This is a genomic window from Iodobacter violaceini (assembly GCF_011601265.1).
Classification (GTDB): domain Bacteria; phylum Pseudomonadota; class Gammaproteobacteria; order Burkholderiales; family Chitinibacteraceae; genus Iodobacter; species Iodobacter violaceini.
On the sequence record NZ_JAAOLX010000014.1, the window covers coordinates 43534 to 60016 of the forward strand.

Genomic DNA, 16483 nt, shown 5'->3' on the forward strand with positions numbered 1-16483 from the left:
TGCTGTGGATCAATACGATTGCATGTTTCAGGTTATGGGTAATGCCAGTTTTTTATCATTACTTGCCGGGATAAAAATCAGGCAGGCATGATTCTTTTTCCCTCTTTTTAAATGGATTCCTTAGCCGCTGTGCCTTGTATCAAATATGTGCGGATTTGATTTTTTGGGTGCCATTATTTTTGTGCTCAATTCTGGGGGGGGGGGGGGCTGTTTTGAAGAGATGGGGTCTGCAGAAGTATTACTTAATGCGATGAGGGCATGGTCTTGCCGGGTGTTTAGTTTTGATTTTTTAAGCAAAAAAATACCTCCGTTATTGCCGGAGGTATTTCGTTGTGGCAGGGGCTTTAAAAAATGTCTGCTGATTAGCTTAAAGCTTTATTCACAATCTCAGCCAGGTCACTGGACAGCTCGCTTTGCTGGGCAATGCGTTGCAGCTCGGCCTGCATCATTTGCTTGCGTTGCGGCTCCATTTTTTTCCAGCGGTTAAAGCTGGAAGCCAGGCGGGCAGCGACTTGCGGGTTGATTTTGTCGAGTTCAATAATCCGGTCTGCGGCAAAAGCGTAGCCATAGCCATCTGCGGCATGGAAATGCACTGCATTTTGCAGGCAGAAACCCATGACCAGCGAGCGCACTTTATTCGGGTTTTTAATCGAAAACGCCGGATGATCCATCAGAGCCTGCACACGGCTGAGTGCGCCGGGGCGGCGGCTGGTGGATTGCAGGGCAAACCATTTATCCATCACCAGCGCATCGTCGTGCCATTGCACTGCAAAATCAGCCAGCTGTGCTTCGCCGCCATCGCGGTTGACCAGTGCTTTAAGCGCGGCAAGGCGATCTGTCATATTGTCGGAAAGACGATATTGCTTAGTGAGCAGCTCGGTGACTAAGGGCTCATCCAGCTCGGCTAAGTAATCCAGGCAGATGTTTTTCAGGCTGCGTTTACCGGCGTTTTCATACAGGTAGGCGCTGCCATCATTGAGCTTATTGTATGTTGCAATCAGCTCGGCGCGTAATTCACGGGCGATCTGCGCTTTAATACTGCGATGCACCAGATGCAGGCGGGCCGGGTTGACTTCATCCAGCTGCTCCAGCAGATAGTTTTCGCGTGGCAGCTCCAGCATCAGGGCAATCAGCGAAGGATCAAGCTTTTCACTTAATACTTTACGCAGTGCATTGATAAAGCTTGCAGGGGCTAAAGGCTGCTCTTCATTGCTGGCGTAAAGCGCCAGCAGCAGATTTTTGGCGAAGGTATTGGCCGCTTCCCAGCGATTAAAGGCATCGCTGTCGTTGGCCATCAGAAACACCAGCTCTTCATCACTGTAAGCGTAGTTGAGTTTTACAGGCGCAGAGAAATCACGCAGCAAGGATGGCGTTGGCGCTTCGTCAATATTGATAAAGCTAAAGCTGTGGCTGTCTGCTGTCAGCTCCAGTACACGGGTTGTGCCCTGTGCAACTGCTTCGCCTGCTAATTGCAGTGGCAAGTCTTTGCCATGCTTATCCAAAAGGCCCAGTGCCAGTGGAATATGGAAAGGGCGCTTTTCGGCCTGGCCCGGTGTGGCCGGGCAGCTTTGCTTGATATTCAGGGTGTAAGTTTTGCTTGCAGCGTCATACTGGCTGGTGATGGCCAGTTCCGGTGTGCCTGCTTGCTTATACCATTCTTCAAACTGAGTGAGATCTGCGCCGTTGGCGTCAGACATTGCCGCACGGAAATCATCACAGGTCACGGCCTGGCCATCGTGGCGCTTAAAGTAGAGATCCATCCCTTTACGGAAACCTTCACGCCCCAAAAGGGTGGCATACATGCGCACCACTTCCGAGCCTTTCTCGTAAATGGTCATGGTGTAGAAATTATTAATTTCTGAGTAAGCCTCAGGACGAACCGAGTGCGCTTGCGGGCCTGCATCTTCGGCAAATTGCATTTCGCGCAGGGCTTTCACATTATTAATACGCTCAACCGAGCGGCTGCCGATATCGCTGGAGAATTCCTGATCGCGATAGACAGTCAGCCCTTCTTTAAGACTGAGCTGGAACCAGTCGCGGCAGGTCACACGATTGCCGGTCCAGTTATGAAAGTATTCGTGCGCAACTACGGCATCGATGCCGTCAAAGTCAACGTCGGTCGCCGTTTCAGGCTTGGCCAGCACGTATTTTGTGTTGAAAATATTCAGGCCTTTGTTTTCCATCGCGCCCATATTGAAGTCGCTGGTGGCAACGATCATATAGGTGTCCAGATCGTATTCCAGGCCAAAGCGTTCTTCATCCCAGCGCATGGCTTTTTTAATGGCGGCCATGGCGTGGTGGCATTTATCCAGGTTGCCCGGCTCTACAAAAATCTCCAGCGCTACCTGGCGGCCACTTGGCGTGGTGTGCTGATCGGCCAGCATGACTAATTTACCGGCAACCAGCGCAAACAGATAAGCCGGCTTTTTAAACGGATCAACCCATTTTACCCAGTGGCGGTTTTTATCCATCTGGCCGCTGTCTACGCGATTGCCGTTAGATAGCAGCACTGGGTAGCGGGTTTTATCGGCAATGATGGTGGTGGTGAACTTAGCCATCACATCAGGGCGATCTAAATAATAAGTAATCTTGCGAAAGCCTTCGGCCTCACATTGGGTAATAAAATTACCGCTCGAAACATACAGCCCGTTTAAGCTGGTGTTGGTGAGCGGGTTGATAATCGTGACGATTTCCAGAATGGCTTCATCGGGCATGGCCGCGATGACCAGGCCTTTGGCCGTAACTGTATAAGCATCGCTCTTCAGTGGCGCGCCGTCTAACTTGATCGATTCAAGTGTCAGCTCTTCGCCTGCCAGCTCCAGCGGTAACAGGGGAGCGGCCTCGGGGTTACGTTTGAGCACCAGGCGGGATTTCACCCGGGTCTGGCTCTCTTCCAGTTCAAAAGTAAGATCCACCCGGTCGATCAAAAAGGCTGGCGGGGTGTAATCGAGGCGATTAATTGGGGTGCTTTGGAGTGTCATGCTATGGATTCAAAGTTCGATTGAAATGCGAGGATACTCTTCGTGCAAGAGCCGTGTAAATAAAACACCGTTGTGGATATCCCATATGATTGGCCCGCGCCAGAAAATAGCAAGGTAAATACTTATCTTAAATTCTTCTTATTACTGTAAGGCGCAGTGGGCTCAGTGCTCAGCGGGCTTTATGTTTTTGTTTTCCTGTCTGATCTGCCTTGTCTGAAGGGGGGATTTCTTTGCAAGGCCCCAGTGTATATGCCGATTGCAGCCTAACCTTATTCAAAAATAGTCATTTAGTTTGCAAAGTGCCGCTGGTATAGTCCTACGGATAAATTGGTTTTAATGGTTTTAAGCTAAGCACACTCGGGTAGACAATCTCTGCAGGTAGTGAGATTTTCTGCCCTTTTTATTGCAGCTTTAATAGCAGCGAATAGCCCGATCTCTTTTTTGGATGATTCAGATGTATATCTACGACGACTACGACCAACGCATCGTAGACCAGCGTGTGGTTCAGTACCGTGATCAAACTCGCCGCTTTTTGGCTGGCGAGCTGAGTGATGAGGAGTTTCGCCCGCTACGTTTGCAAAACGGCCTGTATATCCAGCGCCATGCCCCTATGCTGCGCGTTGCCATTCCCTATGGCCATTTAAGCAGTACGCAATTGCGTAAACTGGCCGAAATTGCGCGTAAATATGATAAAGATTATGCGCACTTTACCACCCGCCAAAATGTGCAATATAACTGGCCAAAATTAGAAGATGTGCCTGATATTCTGGCTGAATTAGCTACGGTGCAAATGCACGCTATTCAGACTTCGGGCAATTGTATTCGTAATACCACCTCGGATCAGTTTGCCGGTGTGGCACATGATGAAATACTTGATCCGCGCCCATGGTGCGAAATTATTCGTCAGTGGTCTACTTTCCACCCGGAATTTGCTCATTTACCGCGTAAATTTAAAATTGCCGTCAATGGTGCAGTGGAAGATCGCGCGGCAATCTGGGTGCACGATATTGGTTTAAATGTTGTAAAAAATGAAGCAGGTGAAATTGGCTTTAAAGTGATTGTGGGTGGTGGCCTTGGCCGCACGCCGATTATTGGCAGCGTGATTCGTGAGTTTTTGCCCTGTGTTCATTTGCTGACCTATCTGGACGCGGTATTGCGTGTGTATAACCGCTATGGCCGGCGTGATAATAAATATAAGGCGCGAATTAAAATTCTGGTTAAAGCCATGACACCCGAAGCTTTTGCCAGCAAAGTTGAAACAGAATGGGCTTTTGTAAAAGATGGCCCGCAAACTTTAACGGCGGCTGAAATCGACAGAATGAAAGGCTTCTTTACCGTGCCGGATTACACTGCTTTTGCAGGGGATGATGCGGCTTATGTTCAGCAGCAAATAGAAAATAAAGCCTTTTCCCGCTGGGCAGAGCGCAATGTGTTTAAGCATAAACAAGCGGGCTATGCCGCTGTAACGCTCAGCCTTAAAAAGCATGGTGTTGCACCTGGCGATGCATCAGGCGATCAGCTGGCTGCTGTGGCTGATTTGGCCGATGCTTATTCTTTTGGTGAATTGCGTGTTTCGCATGAGCAGAATTTAATTCTGGCCGATGTAAAGCAAGCAGATTTATTCGAGCTTTGGGAAAAAGCCAAAGCAATTGGTTTTGCAACCCCAAATATCGGCTTAATGACCGATGTGATTTGCTGCCCTGGCGGCGATTTCTGTTCGCTTGCAAATGCTAAATCAATCCCGATTGCCATTGCCATTCAGGAGCGCTTTGATAATTTAGATTATCTGCATGATCTGGGTGAAATTGATTTAAATATGTCGGGCTGTATGAATGCCTGTGGCCATCATCATGTGGGCAATATCGGTATTTTAGGCGTCGATAAAAATGGCTCCGAATGGTATCAGGTGTCTTTAGGCGGGCGTCAGGGTAATGGCGCGGCATTGGCTAAAGTGGTCGGGCCTTCTTTTGCCCAGGAACAAATGCCGGACGTGATCGAAAAAATCATCGCAGTATTTGTTGAAAACCGCTCAGGTGAAGAGCGCTTTATTGATGTATTTGACCGCATTGGTATGCAGCCCTTTAAGACCCGTGTTTATGCAAAGGAGATTGCATAATGACACGCATGATTAAAGACGCTGAAATTATCAGCTGTGATGCGCAGCTTTTGCGCCTTGCGGAAGACGGCAGCTTTGCTGAGCTGCCAGCCAGCGGGCTGGTGATTGTGCCGCTGGCTCAGTATTTGGCGCAGAAATCAGCGCTGATCAGCCGCGGTGATTTTGGGGTATGGTTTGCACCTGATGATGAGCCGGAAAGCCTGGGGGAAGATGCAGCCAGCCTTGCGCTGATTGCTGTGGAGTTTCCTGCTTTTACCGATGGACGCGGTTTTTCTATTGGCCGTTTATTGCGGGAGCGTTTTGGGTTTGTGGGTGAATTACGCGCATTTGGTGATGTATTTAAAGACACCATGGGTTATTTAAAGCGCTGTGGTTTTAATGCCTTTGTCGTTAAAAGTGATAAAAACCTGGAAGATGCCCTCTTGGGTTTAAATGATTTTCCAGAGGCCTATCAAACAGGCCTTGATCAGCAGCAGCCATTATTCAGACGCCGCTCTTAAATCATCACTGATATTTGTTTTTAAAACCCCTTTTTGATAAAGGGGTTTTTTTACATCAAAAATAGGGCAGGGGAACTACTTTTTATGAATAGCGTCTAATCGCTATTATTCTATTAATGCCTGCTTTACAGGCGGGTTTGGAGATCTGGATGAGTGCATTGCCCCCCATTACGGTGTCGGTTTTAGATAGCGATCGTCTTTATGCTTTGCTGGATAAATTGCCTGCAGGTGCTTTTCCTGATGCTGATGCATTAGAGGCCGAGCTGGGCCGTGCCACGGTGCTGGAGCAATCTGATATGCCGGATGATGTGGTGACGATGCACTCTACTGCGCGCTTTTTAATGACGCCAGGTAATAAAGAGTTTGAGCTGACTTTATGTTTCCCACATGAAATTGATGGTGCTGCGGGCAAGGTATCCGTGACGGCGCCGGTAGGGAGCGCTTTATTGGGTTTATCTGTGGGGCAGAGTATTGATTGGCCTGCACCGGGTGGTAATGAAGTAAAAGTAAAAATATTAAGTGTCAGCAGGTAATATCGGATAAGTAAAATAACACCGGCATATTTATATATGTGCGGTGTTTTTTTTGTTCAGCCTAATTCATTGGCCCAGCTCATGGCGCTGAGCAGGGCATCAAAATCGCAGGGTATTTCATTATTGATCTGAGGATCGTTATCCTCAGCAAGTAATGCCTGATTGAGTAATTCCCCCAGAGCATTGTTTCTGCCTGTGAGTGCATCCCTCACATCATCATTTAAATTAAGGGGTTCAATCAGCTCCTGAAGCGGCGCATTAAAAAGCACATCAATTAATGAAAACATCCCCACCATAAAGGCCTGGTCTGCAAAGCTCTGGTCGCGTGGTTTTTTCTTTAATGCGAGCAGCTCCATAAATTTGCCGCGAATTGCTGCGGTTTGAACCAGCGGATTGCTGCCTATGTTTTTTCCGGATTGCTGCACATAGGCCAAAAGATGAATCCAGCGGCCCAGCTGGCGGCGGCCTAATACGGTAATTGCGGCAGCCAGGCTGTCTATTTTCTTGGGCGTGCCCGAGCCGACTGAATTAACGAGTTTAAGTAAATTAATAGTCAGATCAGGGGAATGCTTAAATGACAATTCAATATCGTGATTATCCGCATTGCTGTTAATCAGCCCCAATAAACGCAATAAAGCCATTTGTGAGGGCTGGGGTTTGCTGCCAGATAATATAGTTGGTTTGGCAAAGTAATAGCCCTGGAATAAATCAAACCCCAGCTGCATGCAAAGCTGGTGCTGATCGGGGTTATCTACTTTTTCTGCCAGAATTTGCAAAGGATAGGGGCGAAGCTCTTTGATCAGGGCGCTCATTTGCGCGGCCTGCATATCCATGACTTCCAGTTTTGCAAAGCTTAAATGCGGCAGGAGTGATTTTTGTGTGTCATCCAGATGAATGATGTCATCAAGGGCAAGCTTAAAGCCTTTCTTTTTCAGTGCAAGGCAGCGCTCAATAATGGTTGGCGTGATGTCTACGGTTTCCAGAATTTCTAAAACAACTTGTTGTGGCGGGAGTAATTCTAAAACGTCAGACATGAGTAAATCTGCGCTGACATTTATAAACCCCAGTTTGTCCCCCAGCACACTGCTTGCCCCTAATGTGCTGAAAGCATGCTGAATGACGTCCAGAGTGGCCAGAAAATCATCGGGAACGATGGCCTCATTGCGGTGGCTGCTGTTTCTGAAGAGTAATTCATAAGCCACCAGCTCTTGCTGGCGGTTAAGAATGGGCTGTCGTCCCAGATGATATGAGTTTTGCATGGCAGTCTGAGCAGAGAGAGGTGAGTAATGCAGTCTAGTCGCTAATTTTTAAGACTGGAGAGATCACTTTTACTTTGTTGCTGCCCGACAAGATAATCGGTTTAAAGCGAGGGCTTGTTGAGTGTGGCTTTCAGCCTGAGCAGGTCATGCCATGCGCGGGATTTATCCGGTAAGTTGCGAAGCAGGTAGCTTGGGTTGTAGCTGACTACCAGCGGAATCTGCTTGTAGTGCTGGAGTTTTTCTCTTAATACGCTGACCGGCTCGTCGCTTTCCAGCAAAGTTTTAAGCGCGAAGCGGCCCACAACAAATAATGATTTGGGCTGAAGCAGCTCAATCTGGCGCTTTAAAAATGGGGCGCATTGTTCCGCTTCGGCGGCCTGCGGGTTGCGTTTGCCGGGGGTGCGGCATTTTAGAATATTGGCTTTGTAAACCAGCGGGTTCTCGCCAATGGCGGCCAGCATATTGTCCAGCAGCCTGCCTGCCTCAGCCGGAAACGGGGTGAGTTGTGCTTCGTCGTCGTGATCGGGGGCTTCGCCCAGTACCATAATATTGGGCTGCATCGGCCCGGTGCCAAATACGGGCTGCTCATTGTTTTTCTGACGGCTCTGGCACAGCGGGCAGGCGGTGCAGCTGCTGACTGCGCTCTGCAGCTCATCCCAATTCATTATGGCAATGCGTTTTGAGCGCTCGTCTTCGGGCTTATCGATGGCGGGAGCCGTGACTGGCGGGGGCGTGAACTTGGGTGTGCTCACCAGGGGGGCAAGGGCCTGATGCGCTGCGACGGCGACAGGAGACAAGCCTTGCGGCCGTACGATGGCAACTGGCGCTGCAGCTGGCGCGGCGGGGGCTGCAGCTGCACGTATTTGCAGCTCAGGCAGGATGGCTGTGCGTACCCATACCGGGTTCAGGCCCAGTTCTTCCAGTATCAGCGCCCGGCGGCTCATCAGGCTTTACTCATCATCATTGCAAAAATCAGGGCGTCTTCCCGGCCCGCACCACAGGCTGCAGGGTAGTAGGCAGGGCGAATGCCGGTTTCGGCAAAGCCTGCTGATTCATAAAAACGCCGGGCTTTGCTGTTGGATTCGCGAACTTCTAAAAACAGGCTTTGCGCACCGTTTTTTGTCAGCTTTTGAGTCAGTGTGTTAAAGATGATTTGCCCAACGCCTTTCCCTTGCAGGTTAGGCTGCACCGCGATGAGCAGTAATTCGGCCTCATCAACCATTTTCATGGCAACGGCAAAGGCTGCAAGCTCGGTGCTGCCGTCGATGCCAAGGCAGACATCGGCTTTTAATGAGTGCTGCCAGTGGCTGATATCCCACGGGTGCGAATTAGTCGCGGCATCCAGCGCCATCAGTTGTGGAATATCGCTGGCATTTAAATCACGCACTTTCATTTTTTAATCCGCTCGTGTGTCTTAAGGGCTACTTTATTGCGCAGGTAGACCAGCTCTGCATCTTGTGCGGCCAGTCCTTTTCCGGCTGAAAAATCAGCCAGAGCCAGTTTCAGAATGTCTTTGGCGTGCGGGAAACGTTCTGCATTGGCACCATTGAGCTGAGTGCCAAGGCGTTGCCTGAGCGTTTCGCCATAAGCCGCAAACCCGCTGCCTGCGCCCAGCCAGTTGCTGCCATCTGGCAGCGGTATGTTGTCCGGATCGCTAAGACAAGGCTCGATGATGGTTTGCCAGACGTCTGCTTCCTTGCGATAAGCCGCGCAATAAACTTGATTCATGCGGGCATCAAGGCACACATACACCTGATCGGCATGGCAGCCTTCGGCCAGTGCCGCTAAGGTGGAAACGCCCAATACCGGCACATTACGAGCAAAGGCGAGGCCCTGGGTAATGCCCGCTGCGATACGCAGGCCGGTAAATGAACCAGGGCCATTACCAAAGGCCACGCCTTCGATGTCTTCCATGCTGAGCTGGCATTCTTGCAGCAGGGAGGCAAGCGCAGGAAGAATCATTTCCGCGTGCTTTTGCCCTGCAGGCCAGTCACGGGCAACGATGCCCTCTGCGGTACTGATGGCGAGGGAAAGATATTCGGTCGAGGTGTCGAGTGCTAGATAGGGCATGGGAGGGCAGAAAAACAGATAAGGCCTGATTCTACCATGTACGCTGGTATTGCAGGCTTTGTGAATAGGGCGCTTAAGGCTTAAAGCACCACTTTGTGTTGTTCGGGCTGTTTGCAGCGCCAATGTAAAAAGCCCACGTTGTCGTGGGCTTTTGAATGAACTGCTTAGCTTAGATTGCAGAATCAGTGAAATTGCACTTGAATCTGCTGTTTGGCTAAAGCTGCGGCGCTGTTTAAAACGCTGTGCAACTTATTGTCGTGTGCCTGGGGGGCCGCTTGCCAGTCTGTGACTGGTTTTTTTTGCTTGCCGTGACAAACGACGATTTGGTACCAACCTTCCATGCCTGTGTGGCGGGTGGACGGACGTGCTTCTACGATAAAATCAAATTGTGCCATGATGGCTCCTAGTAAATGGCCATCCAGACATTGGATGGCAAAGCACCAAAAGAAGAGCACCTGGTTCGGGGAGAACTTGCAGAAAAGCTGAGAAGGCTTGCTGGATAGTACTGCTACAAACACATTGCGAATGAAGATATTCGCTTTACAAGGTTATGCTCAATCAAATTAGTGAGGTGATTGTTGCTGTCTTCTTGTGTCTTGTCAATGGTTTTTTGGTTTTTTTGATAAAAAAGTGCAAATTGCAGGGTTTTTTTATGTCATTATTCTGTAATAATTTGTTTTTAAAGCATAAATTCATATGGGCTGCATGTAGTGCAAAGTGTGGCTGGTATGAGAAAACCTGCAAAACAGTTTTTTACTTTCATTTGTTTTTACTGTTTTGACAGGTTTTGATGGTATGCCCGAAGATTGATGTTAATTTTCTGTCAGAACTTCATCCATGATGCGGTGTCGCTCGTCATGGTAGGCCTCTTCGCTGTGCTGGTGTTTCCAGTAGGGCACGGCGTAGCAATTGCTTACGCTTAGCCTTTTATTAATACGCAAATATTTGCGTATTTGCACCACGGCATCTGTTTCACCCGCAATCGTCGCTGAGACTGATCCTTGCGGCCAGGGCAGATCAAACACAGCTTGTGGCAGCAGGGCGCCTGGCATGCTGCTGACCAGCCATACAATCTTTACACCCGCAGGATGATGCAGTTTGTGTTGATCTGCCTCGCTGGGGATCTCTATAAAAGCAGTGCCAGCGGCATTTTCAGGCAGGGCTTCAAGCACGGCGCTGATTGCAGGCAGGGCGGATAAGTCACCTGCTAATAAAAAATAATTTGCATCCGGATTAAAGCGTGCCGGGCCACTGGGGCCGGCTAAACCAACATCATCGCCTGTTTGTGCATGCTGCGCCCAGTATGAGGCGGGGCCATATTCATCATGAATCACAAAATCAACGGTCAGCGTTTGTTGCAGGGCGTCAAAATGGCGGACGGTATAGGTGCGTACTACTGGCCGGTTTTGTGCCGGAGGCCAGATTAATCCTTTTGGCCCCGCCGTGGGCAGCGTCAGTGCCTGGCCTCGCTGGGGTAAAAGCAGTTTGATATGTGCGCCATCACAGTGGCTGGGAAAGCCGTTCAGCCCGGGGCCGCCCAATGTGAGCCGTTGGAGGTGAGGCGTAAGCCGCAGGCTTTGCAGCACTTGCAGTTTGCGCGGTGCTTGTTTGGGCGAGGATTCCTGACTCATGGCAGCTCACTTTTTCTACGGCTTCTGAAAAAGCTACATTATCATTAATGATAATTATTATCAATTATTTGAAGGGGGTTTGTTCTTGTTAAAACGGCCACCACGGGTGGGGTGGCCGTATGCTTTTTACAGCGCCGGGGCGCTTAAGTGGCGGGCGATATCGTCTTGCGAGATTTCACCCTGATAGTTGTTGTCATCATCCACAATCGGCATCCACACCAGATTGTGTTCATAAAGCTTGGAAAGAATCACCCGCAAATTATCGCTGGCCTGAGCAGTAACTTCGAAGGGGTGAAGCTTATCGAGACACACACCGCTGGCGTTGCGGATTTCCCGCCGGGATACATAGCCCATTGGGGTGGCTTTATCGTCCACAATGGTTAAAAAGCGCTGCTCGTTTTCATCCATCAGGTTAAACGCTTCTTTTAAATCGGTAGAAGGTTGAGCGGTTAGGGTGGTTTGGCCATCGCAGACCTGGCCGGCATTAATGAGCAACAGACGTTTTAAGGTGCGGTCCTGGCCTACAAAAGAGCCTACAAAATCGTCTTTAGGGGCGGCCAGCAGCTGATCCGGCGTGGCGTGCTGCACAATCTGCCCCTGCCTGAAGATGGCAATGCGATCGCCCAGCTTAATGGCTTCGTCAATATCGTGGCTGACCATCAGCACGGTTTTATTGAGCTTGCGCTGCATCAGTAAAAATTCATTCTGAATGGATTCGCGGTTGATCGGATCGACTGCACCGAAGGGCTCGTCCATCAGCAGCACAGGGGCATCCGCTGCCAGTGCGCGAATCACACCAATACGCTGCTGTTGCCCGCCTGACATTTCACGCGGGTAGCGGCTCAGAAAACGCTTGGGGTCGAGTGCCACCATATCCATCAGCTCTCTGGCCCGCTCGCGGCTTTTCTTTTTATCCCAGCCCAACAGGCGCGGCACGATGCAGATGTTTTCTTCGATGGTCATGTTCGGGAACAGGCCAATCTGCTGAATGACGTAGCCAATCTGGCGGCGCAGTGCCACCACATCCATTTCTTGCGTATCCTGGCCATTAATAAAAATGCGGCCAGAAGTAGGATTAATCAGGCGGTTTACCATTTTAAGTGTGGTGGTTTTGCCGCAGCCTGATGGCCCGAGTAAGACGCAAATTTTGCCTTCTTCAACCTGCAGATTAACGTCTTTAACCGCAGTAACGGTTTGGCCGTTTTTTTGGGTAAATGTTTTACTTAGATTTTCTAGCTTAATCATGAGCTGGCCCCTTGTGAGGTGGTGCTGAATGAGCGATTCGGTTTGCCATTACATTGTCGTGGGGCTGATTGCACTCACGCCGGTGAAATGGCCTTATGTTTTTTTCGCGAGAAATTATGAGCGGATACCTTTAGGTGTAAGGTAGTGCTGGATACGATTGAGGATCAGATCCATCACAATGGCGAGCAGGCTGATCATCATTGCACCTGCGATCAGCTGGCGGATATCGCTCTGACTGATGCCGTGTAAAATCAAGAGGCCAAGGCCGCCTGCACCGATGGTGCTGGCAATCGCCATCACACCAATATTCATCACCACAGCGGTACGGATACCACCAAAGATAAGTGGTACGGCGAGTGGCAGCTCTACCTGGCTCAGGCGCTGGAAGAAGCTCATACCCAGCCCTTTGCAGGCTTCTCGGATGCCCGGATCAATTTGCAGCAATGCGGTGTGGGTATTGCGGATAATCGGCAGGAGTGAATATAAAAACACCGCCGAAATTGCCGGTACATAACCGATGCCCTGGTTGATCATCGAAAACAGCGGGATCATCAAGCCAAACAATGCAATCGATGGTGTGGCCAGTACGACCGTAGCAAGGCCGAGTACCCAGGGGGCCAGCGAGGGGATGCGCACAATCAGCACGCCGGCTGGCACGCCCAGAAATATGGCAAAGCCAACGGCAATGGAGACCAGCATCATGTGCTCTCGGGTTAATCCCAGAATAAAGCTGCTGTTTTCCCAAATATAGTGAATGGTTTCCATCTTATTTTCCTTGCAGTAAGCCTTTGTCTTTCAGAAACTGAGTGGCCACTTCGTCCACTGGCAGGTGATCAACATCTACTTTGGCGTTAAGCGCAGAGATTGTGTCGTTGTCGAGCAGCGCAGACAGGGTGTTGAGGGCTTCTTCAAGGCCGGGGTTAGCATCCAGTGCGGATTTTTCTGCGACAGGTGTTGCTGCGTAGCTGGGGAAAAAGTGCAGATCGTCTTCGAGGATAATTAAATCAAAGCCTTTTACCCGGCCGTCTGTGGCGTAGACGAGACCCACTTCTACAAAGCCATCACGAATGGCGTTGTAAACCAGGCCTGAATTCATCTGCTTCATTTGCGGGCGATCAAGCGTGAGCTGATATTTCTCTTTCATCGGCGCTAAGCCATCAGGGCGGCCTGCAAACTCGATATCCAGCCCGAGTTTCCAATCTTTATGCTGGTTAAATTCTTTGGCCATGCCACTCATGCTGGTGATGCCCAGCTCCTCTGCCCGTTTGCGCTGCATGGCAAAGGCGTAGGTATTGTTCATGGCGGCGGGTTTAAGCCAGACGAGGCCATTAGGAATATCCAGCTCCTTCACTTTTGCATAGCTTTGCCCGGGATTTACTTTGGTAAGCTTGTGATAAACGATCAGCGCCGTGCCGGTGTAATCCCAAACCAGATCCAGCTGTTTATTGATCAGCGCGCTGCGCATGATCACGCTGGGCAAATCGGTGGTGGTGGTGACTTCAAAGCCTTTACTGATCAGGTATTGCTTGCTCATGGCCGAGAGCAAATGTTGCTCGGTAAAGTCTTTGCTGCCCAGACGAATGGGCGCTGCGCTGGCCAGACTGACGATCAGCATCAGGCTGACAGAGCGTAAAAATCGTTGCATGACTCGCTCCTTTTAGTTTGATGCACGTTTGGCAAAAATATGGCCAATACGGGCAATGGCTTGATCGAGTGCCAGCGCCACAATGGCGGTAGCACCTGCCCCCACTAAGAGCTGGGTTTGATTATTCAAAAAGATGCCGGGGAAAATCAGCTCACCATAGCTGCTGGCGCCGATCAGGAAGGTCAGCGGCACTGTGCCCACATTGATCACCAGGGCCAGACGGACACCCGCCAGAATAACGGGAGCAGCATTGGGCAGCTCCACATACCAAAGGCTTTGTTTGGGCGTCATGCCAAGGTCTTTGGCGGCTTCAAGCAGGGCGGGCGATACACCGCAAAGACCGGTGTAAGTGTTGCGGACGATAGGGAGAAGCGAGGCTAAAAACAGAGCAATAATGGCAGGCTTGTCGCCAATTCCGACCAATACCATGGCCAGAGCCAGTACGGCGAGCGGGGGCAGGGTGTTAGCAATATTAAAAATCTGCAATATGGGCCCGGCGAAGCGTCTGGCCCTGCTCCGGCTGAGCAAAATGCCCGCAGGCAGGCCAACAATCAGGGCTAAGAACATCGAATAGCCAGCAAGGCGAAGATGCTGCTGGCCAAGGTAGATAAGATCGCTTTGGCAGGTTTTTAGCCACATAGGTTGCGACTGAATCAGAGCGAAGATCGCTGCCAAAAAGGCAATAAACAGGCCGTGTTTAAAGTGCACAGACATGTGCTGACTCCTTTCTTATAGAGCGTAAAAATCCGCTCGCAATGATGAGAGTGACAACTTAAATGTTGAGGGTTGCCTTGCTTAGGGATGTTTGAAGCATGTTTTGCGCTATGCAGAAACACACAACATCCCGGCGATTTTGAAAAATCGCAAAGTGAGTGCACTGGCTGAAGCCGCGATGATGTTTCGCAGCTTGTTTCGAAAAATACTAAGGGATTAGCGCCACAGTATCGGCAGTGCAATAAAGAGAGGTTTTTAGGCCTTGATCACCGCTTTCTAAGGGTGATTTTTAATAGAAGAGGGGAGTTTTTATCATGATGCTAAGTGATATTGCAATGTAAATGTAAGGCATTGTAATTAATTGTGACGCTTGTTTTCAGTGCAATGTGATGGCCTTTTTTGTCATGCTGCGTCCATTTGCACAGCATAAAGCAAGCGGGGTATATGTTTTTGCAGTTTATTGTTTTATCAGTGTTTTTTCATGATTAATAAAGCAATTGTGCCTGCAGCTAAACCCCAGAATGCCGCGCCTATTCCTAAGAGTGAAATACCTGAGAGTGTGACTAAAAAGGTGACTAAAGCAGGCTCGCGAATTTGCTCATCACTCATCGCCGCGCTCAGCCCATTGGCGATCGTGCCCAGCAGGGCGAGGCCGGCAATGGCCAAAACCAAGGCTTTAGGAAAGGCGGTAAAGAGTGCCCCAATCGTTGCGCCAAAAACTCCCAGTAATAAATAAAACCCGCCGGCAGCAATACTGGCTTTATAGCGCTGAGCGGGGTCTTCATGTGCCTCTTTGCCCATACAAATGGCTGCGGTGATGGCGGCTAAGTTGAGCGAGAAGCAGCCAAAGGGCGCAAGGATTAAAGTGGTGATGCCCGTCCAGCTGATTAAAGGTGAAATCGGCGTGTTGTAGCCATTGGCCCGAATCACCGCGACTCCCGGCATATTTTGGGAGGCCATCGTCACTACAAACAAGGGCACGCCAATGCTGAGCATGGTTTGCCAGTTGAAAACCGGCATCATGAACTCTGGCCTGGCAAAGGCGATCTCTACTTGTTTTATATGTAATAAGTCCTGCCCCGCAGCAATTGCAATGCCCAGCAGCAACACCAGCATGATGGCGTAACGTGGCCAAAGCCTTTTGCAGATTAAATAAGCAATGAACATGGCAAAGACAAGGGCGAACTGGCTTTGCATTTCGGTGAAGATGTTGATACCAAAACGCGCTAAAACTCCTGCCAGCATGGCGGCAGCAATGGGCAGCGGAATTCGCCCCATGATGCGTTCAAACCAGCCTGTGATGCCGCTCAGGGTAATCAGCGCGGCACAAAACATAAATGCCGCAATCGCTTCCCCCATGGGAATACCCTGCAAACTGCCCGCCAGCAACGCGGCTCCCGGCGTGGACCATGCGGTAACGATTGGGTTTTTATAACGTAGCGATAAACCAATACAGCTGATCCCCATGCCCATCCCAAGTGCCCACATCCAGGAGGCCAGCTGTCCTGGCGTTGCGCCTGCAGCCGTGGCGGCCTGAAAAACAATCGCAGCTGAGCTGGTAAAGCCCACTAAAACCGTGACAAAACCGGCGGTTAAAAGCGGCAGGGAGCTGGAGGTTTTTTGCATGGCTTTCACTCAGCAAGAGGGAGAGCATGGATCATGCCGCCGGGCGGAGTGTTTGACCAGAAAATATGGGTGGTAAGTGCTGGTGTTGCAATTTTTAGACTGAAATTTGAAAAAATTGCACCTCGCATATGATAGTTAGCTAATATGCGGCTCCGCTCGATTT

At 50.1% G+C, this 16483-nt stretch carries 15 protein-coding genes; 3 read left to right on the forward strand and 12 right to left on the reverse strand.

Going from position 1 to position 16483, the window contains the following annotated elements:
- Positions 1-362: 362 nt before the first annotated feature.
- Positions 363-2981 (reverse strand): aminopeptidase N, encoded by a 2619-nt coding sequence (gene pepN / locus HA050_RS19985; RefSeq protein ID WP_166830067.1) that lies wholly within the window; start codon positions 2979-2981, stop codon positions 363-365.
- Positions 2982-3435: 454 nt separating this feature from the next.
- Here pepN and HA050_RS19990 point away from each other — a divergent pair, with 454 nt between their 5' ends.
- From HA050_RS19990 to rnk, 3 genes are all read left to right on the forward strand, one after another.
- Entirely contained in the window at positions 3436-5097 is a 1662-nt protein-coding gene (locus HA050_RS19990) for a nitrite/sulfite reductase (protein ID WP_166830069.1), read from the forward strand.
- On the forward strand, positions 5097-5597 hold the full coding sequence (locus HA050_RS19995; protein WP_166830071.1) for a DUF934 domain-containing protein: 501 nt from the start codon (positions 5097-5099) through the stop codon (positions 5595-5597). The genes HA050_RS19990 and HA050_RS19995 overlap by 1 nt, the downstream gene beginning before the upstream one ends.
- A gap of 149 nt (positions 5598-5746) precedes the next feature.
- Entirely contained in the window at positions 5747-6130 is a 384-nt protein-coding gene (gene rnk / locus HA050_RS20000) for a nucleoside diphosphate kinase regulator (RefSeq protein ID WP_166830073.1), read from the forward strand.
- A 56-nt stretch (positions 6131-6186) separates the two neighbouring features.
- Here the strand turns inward: rnk and HA050_RS20005 are convergent, their stop codons facing one another.
- The 11 genes from HA050_RS20005 to HA050_RS20055 form a co-directional block, all read right to left on the reverse strand.
- On the reverse strand, positions 6187-7389 hold the full coding sequence (locus tag HA050_RS20005; RefSeq protein ID WP_166830075.1) for an EAL and HDOD domain-containing protein: 1203 nt from the start codon (positions 7387-7389) through the stop codon (positions 6187-6189).
- A 101-nt stretch (positions 7390-7490) separates the two neighbouring features.
- A complete protein-coding gene (locus HA050_RS20010; RefSeq protein ID WP_166830077.1) occupies positions 7491-8333 on the reverse strand; it encodes a uracil-DNA glycosylase in 843 nt (280 codons plus the stop codon).
- Positions 8333-8782, reverse strand: a complete 450-nt coding sequence (gene rimI, locus HA050_RS20015) for a ribosomal protein S18-alanine N-acetyltransferase (protein ID WP_166830079.1) — start codon at positions 8780-8782, stop codon at positions 8333-8335. Before rimI ends, HA050_RS20010 begins: the two co-directional genes overlap by 1 nt.
- Complete coding sequence (gene tsaB, locus HA050_RS20020) at positions 8779-9459, reverse strand: tRNA (adenosine(37)-N6)-threonylcarbamoyltransferase complex dimerization subunit type 1 TsaB (protein WP_166830081.1); 681 nt, start codon at positions 9457-9459, stop codon at positions 8779-8781. Before tsaB ends, rimI begins: the two co-directional genes overlap by 4 nt.
- A 182-nt stretch (positions 9460-9641) precedes the next feature.
- Positions 9642-9854, reverse strand: a complete 213-nt coding sequence (locus tag HA050_RS20025) for a hypothetical protein (protein WP_046351320.1) — start codon at positions 9852-9854, stop codon at positions 9642-9644.
- Positions 9855-10271: 417 nt separating this feature from the next.
- On the reverse strand, positions 10272-11090 hold the full coding sequence (locus HA050_RS20030; protein WP_166830083.1) for a siderophore-interacting protein: 819 nt from the start codon (positions 11088-11090) through the stop codon (positions 10272-10274).
- Between the two features lie 126 nt (positions 11091-11216).
- On the reverse strand, positions 11217-12335 hold the full coding sequence (locus HA050_RS20035; RefSeq protein WP_166830085.1) for an ABC transporter ATP-binding protein: 1119 nt from the start codon (positions 12333-12335) through the stop codon (positions 11217-11219).
- 114 nt (positions 12336-12449) lie between these two features.
- Positions 12450-13100, reverse strand: a complete 651-nt coding sequence (locus tag HA050_RS20040) for an ABC transporter permease (protein ID WP_166830087.1) — start codon at positions 13098-13100, stop codon at positions 12450-12452.
- A gap of 1 nt (position 13101) precedes the next feature.
- Positions 13102-13980, reverse strand: a complete 879-nt coding sequence (locus HA050_RS20045) for a glycine betaine ABC transporter substrate-binding protein (RefSeq protein ID WP_166830089.1) — start codon at positions 13978-13980, stop codon at positions 13102-13104.
- A 12-nt stretch (positions 13981-13992) separates the two neighbouring features.
- Positions 13993-14694, reverse strand: coding sequence for an ABC transporter permease (locus HA050_RS20050; protein WP_166830091.1), 702 nt, complete (start codon positions 14692-14694; stop codon positions 13993-13995).
- A gap of 468 nt (positions 14695-15162) precedes the next feature.
- The gene (locus HA050_RS20055) at positions 15163-16320 is read right to left on the reverse strand and encodes a benzoate/H(+) symporter BenE family transporter (RefSeq protein ID WP_166830093.1); all 1158 of its coding nucleotides are present in this window, start codon (positions 16318-16320) and stop codon (positions 15163-15165) included.
- Positions 16321-16483: the final 163 nt, after the last annotated feature.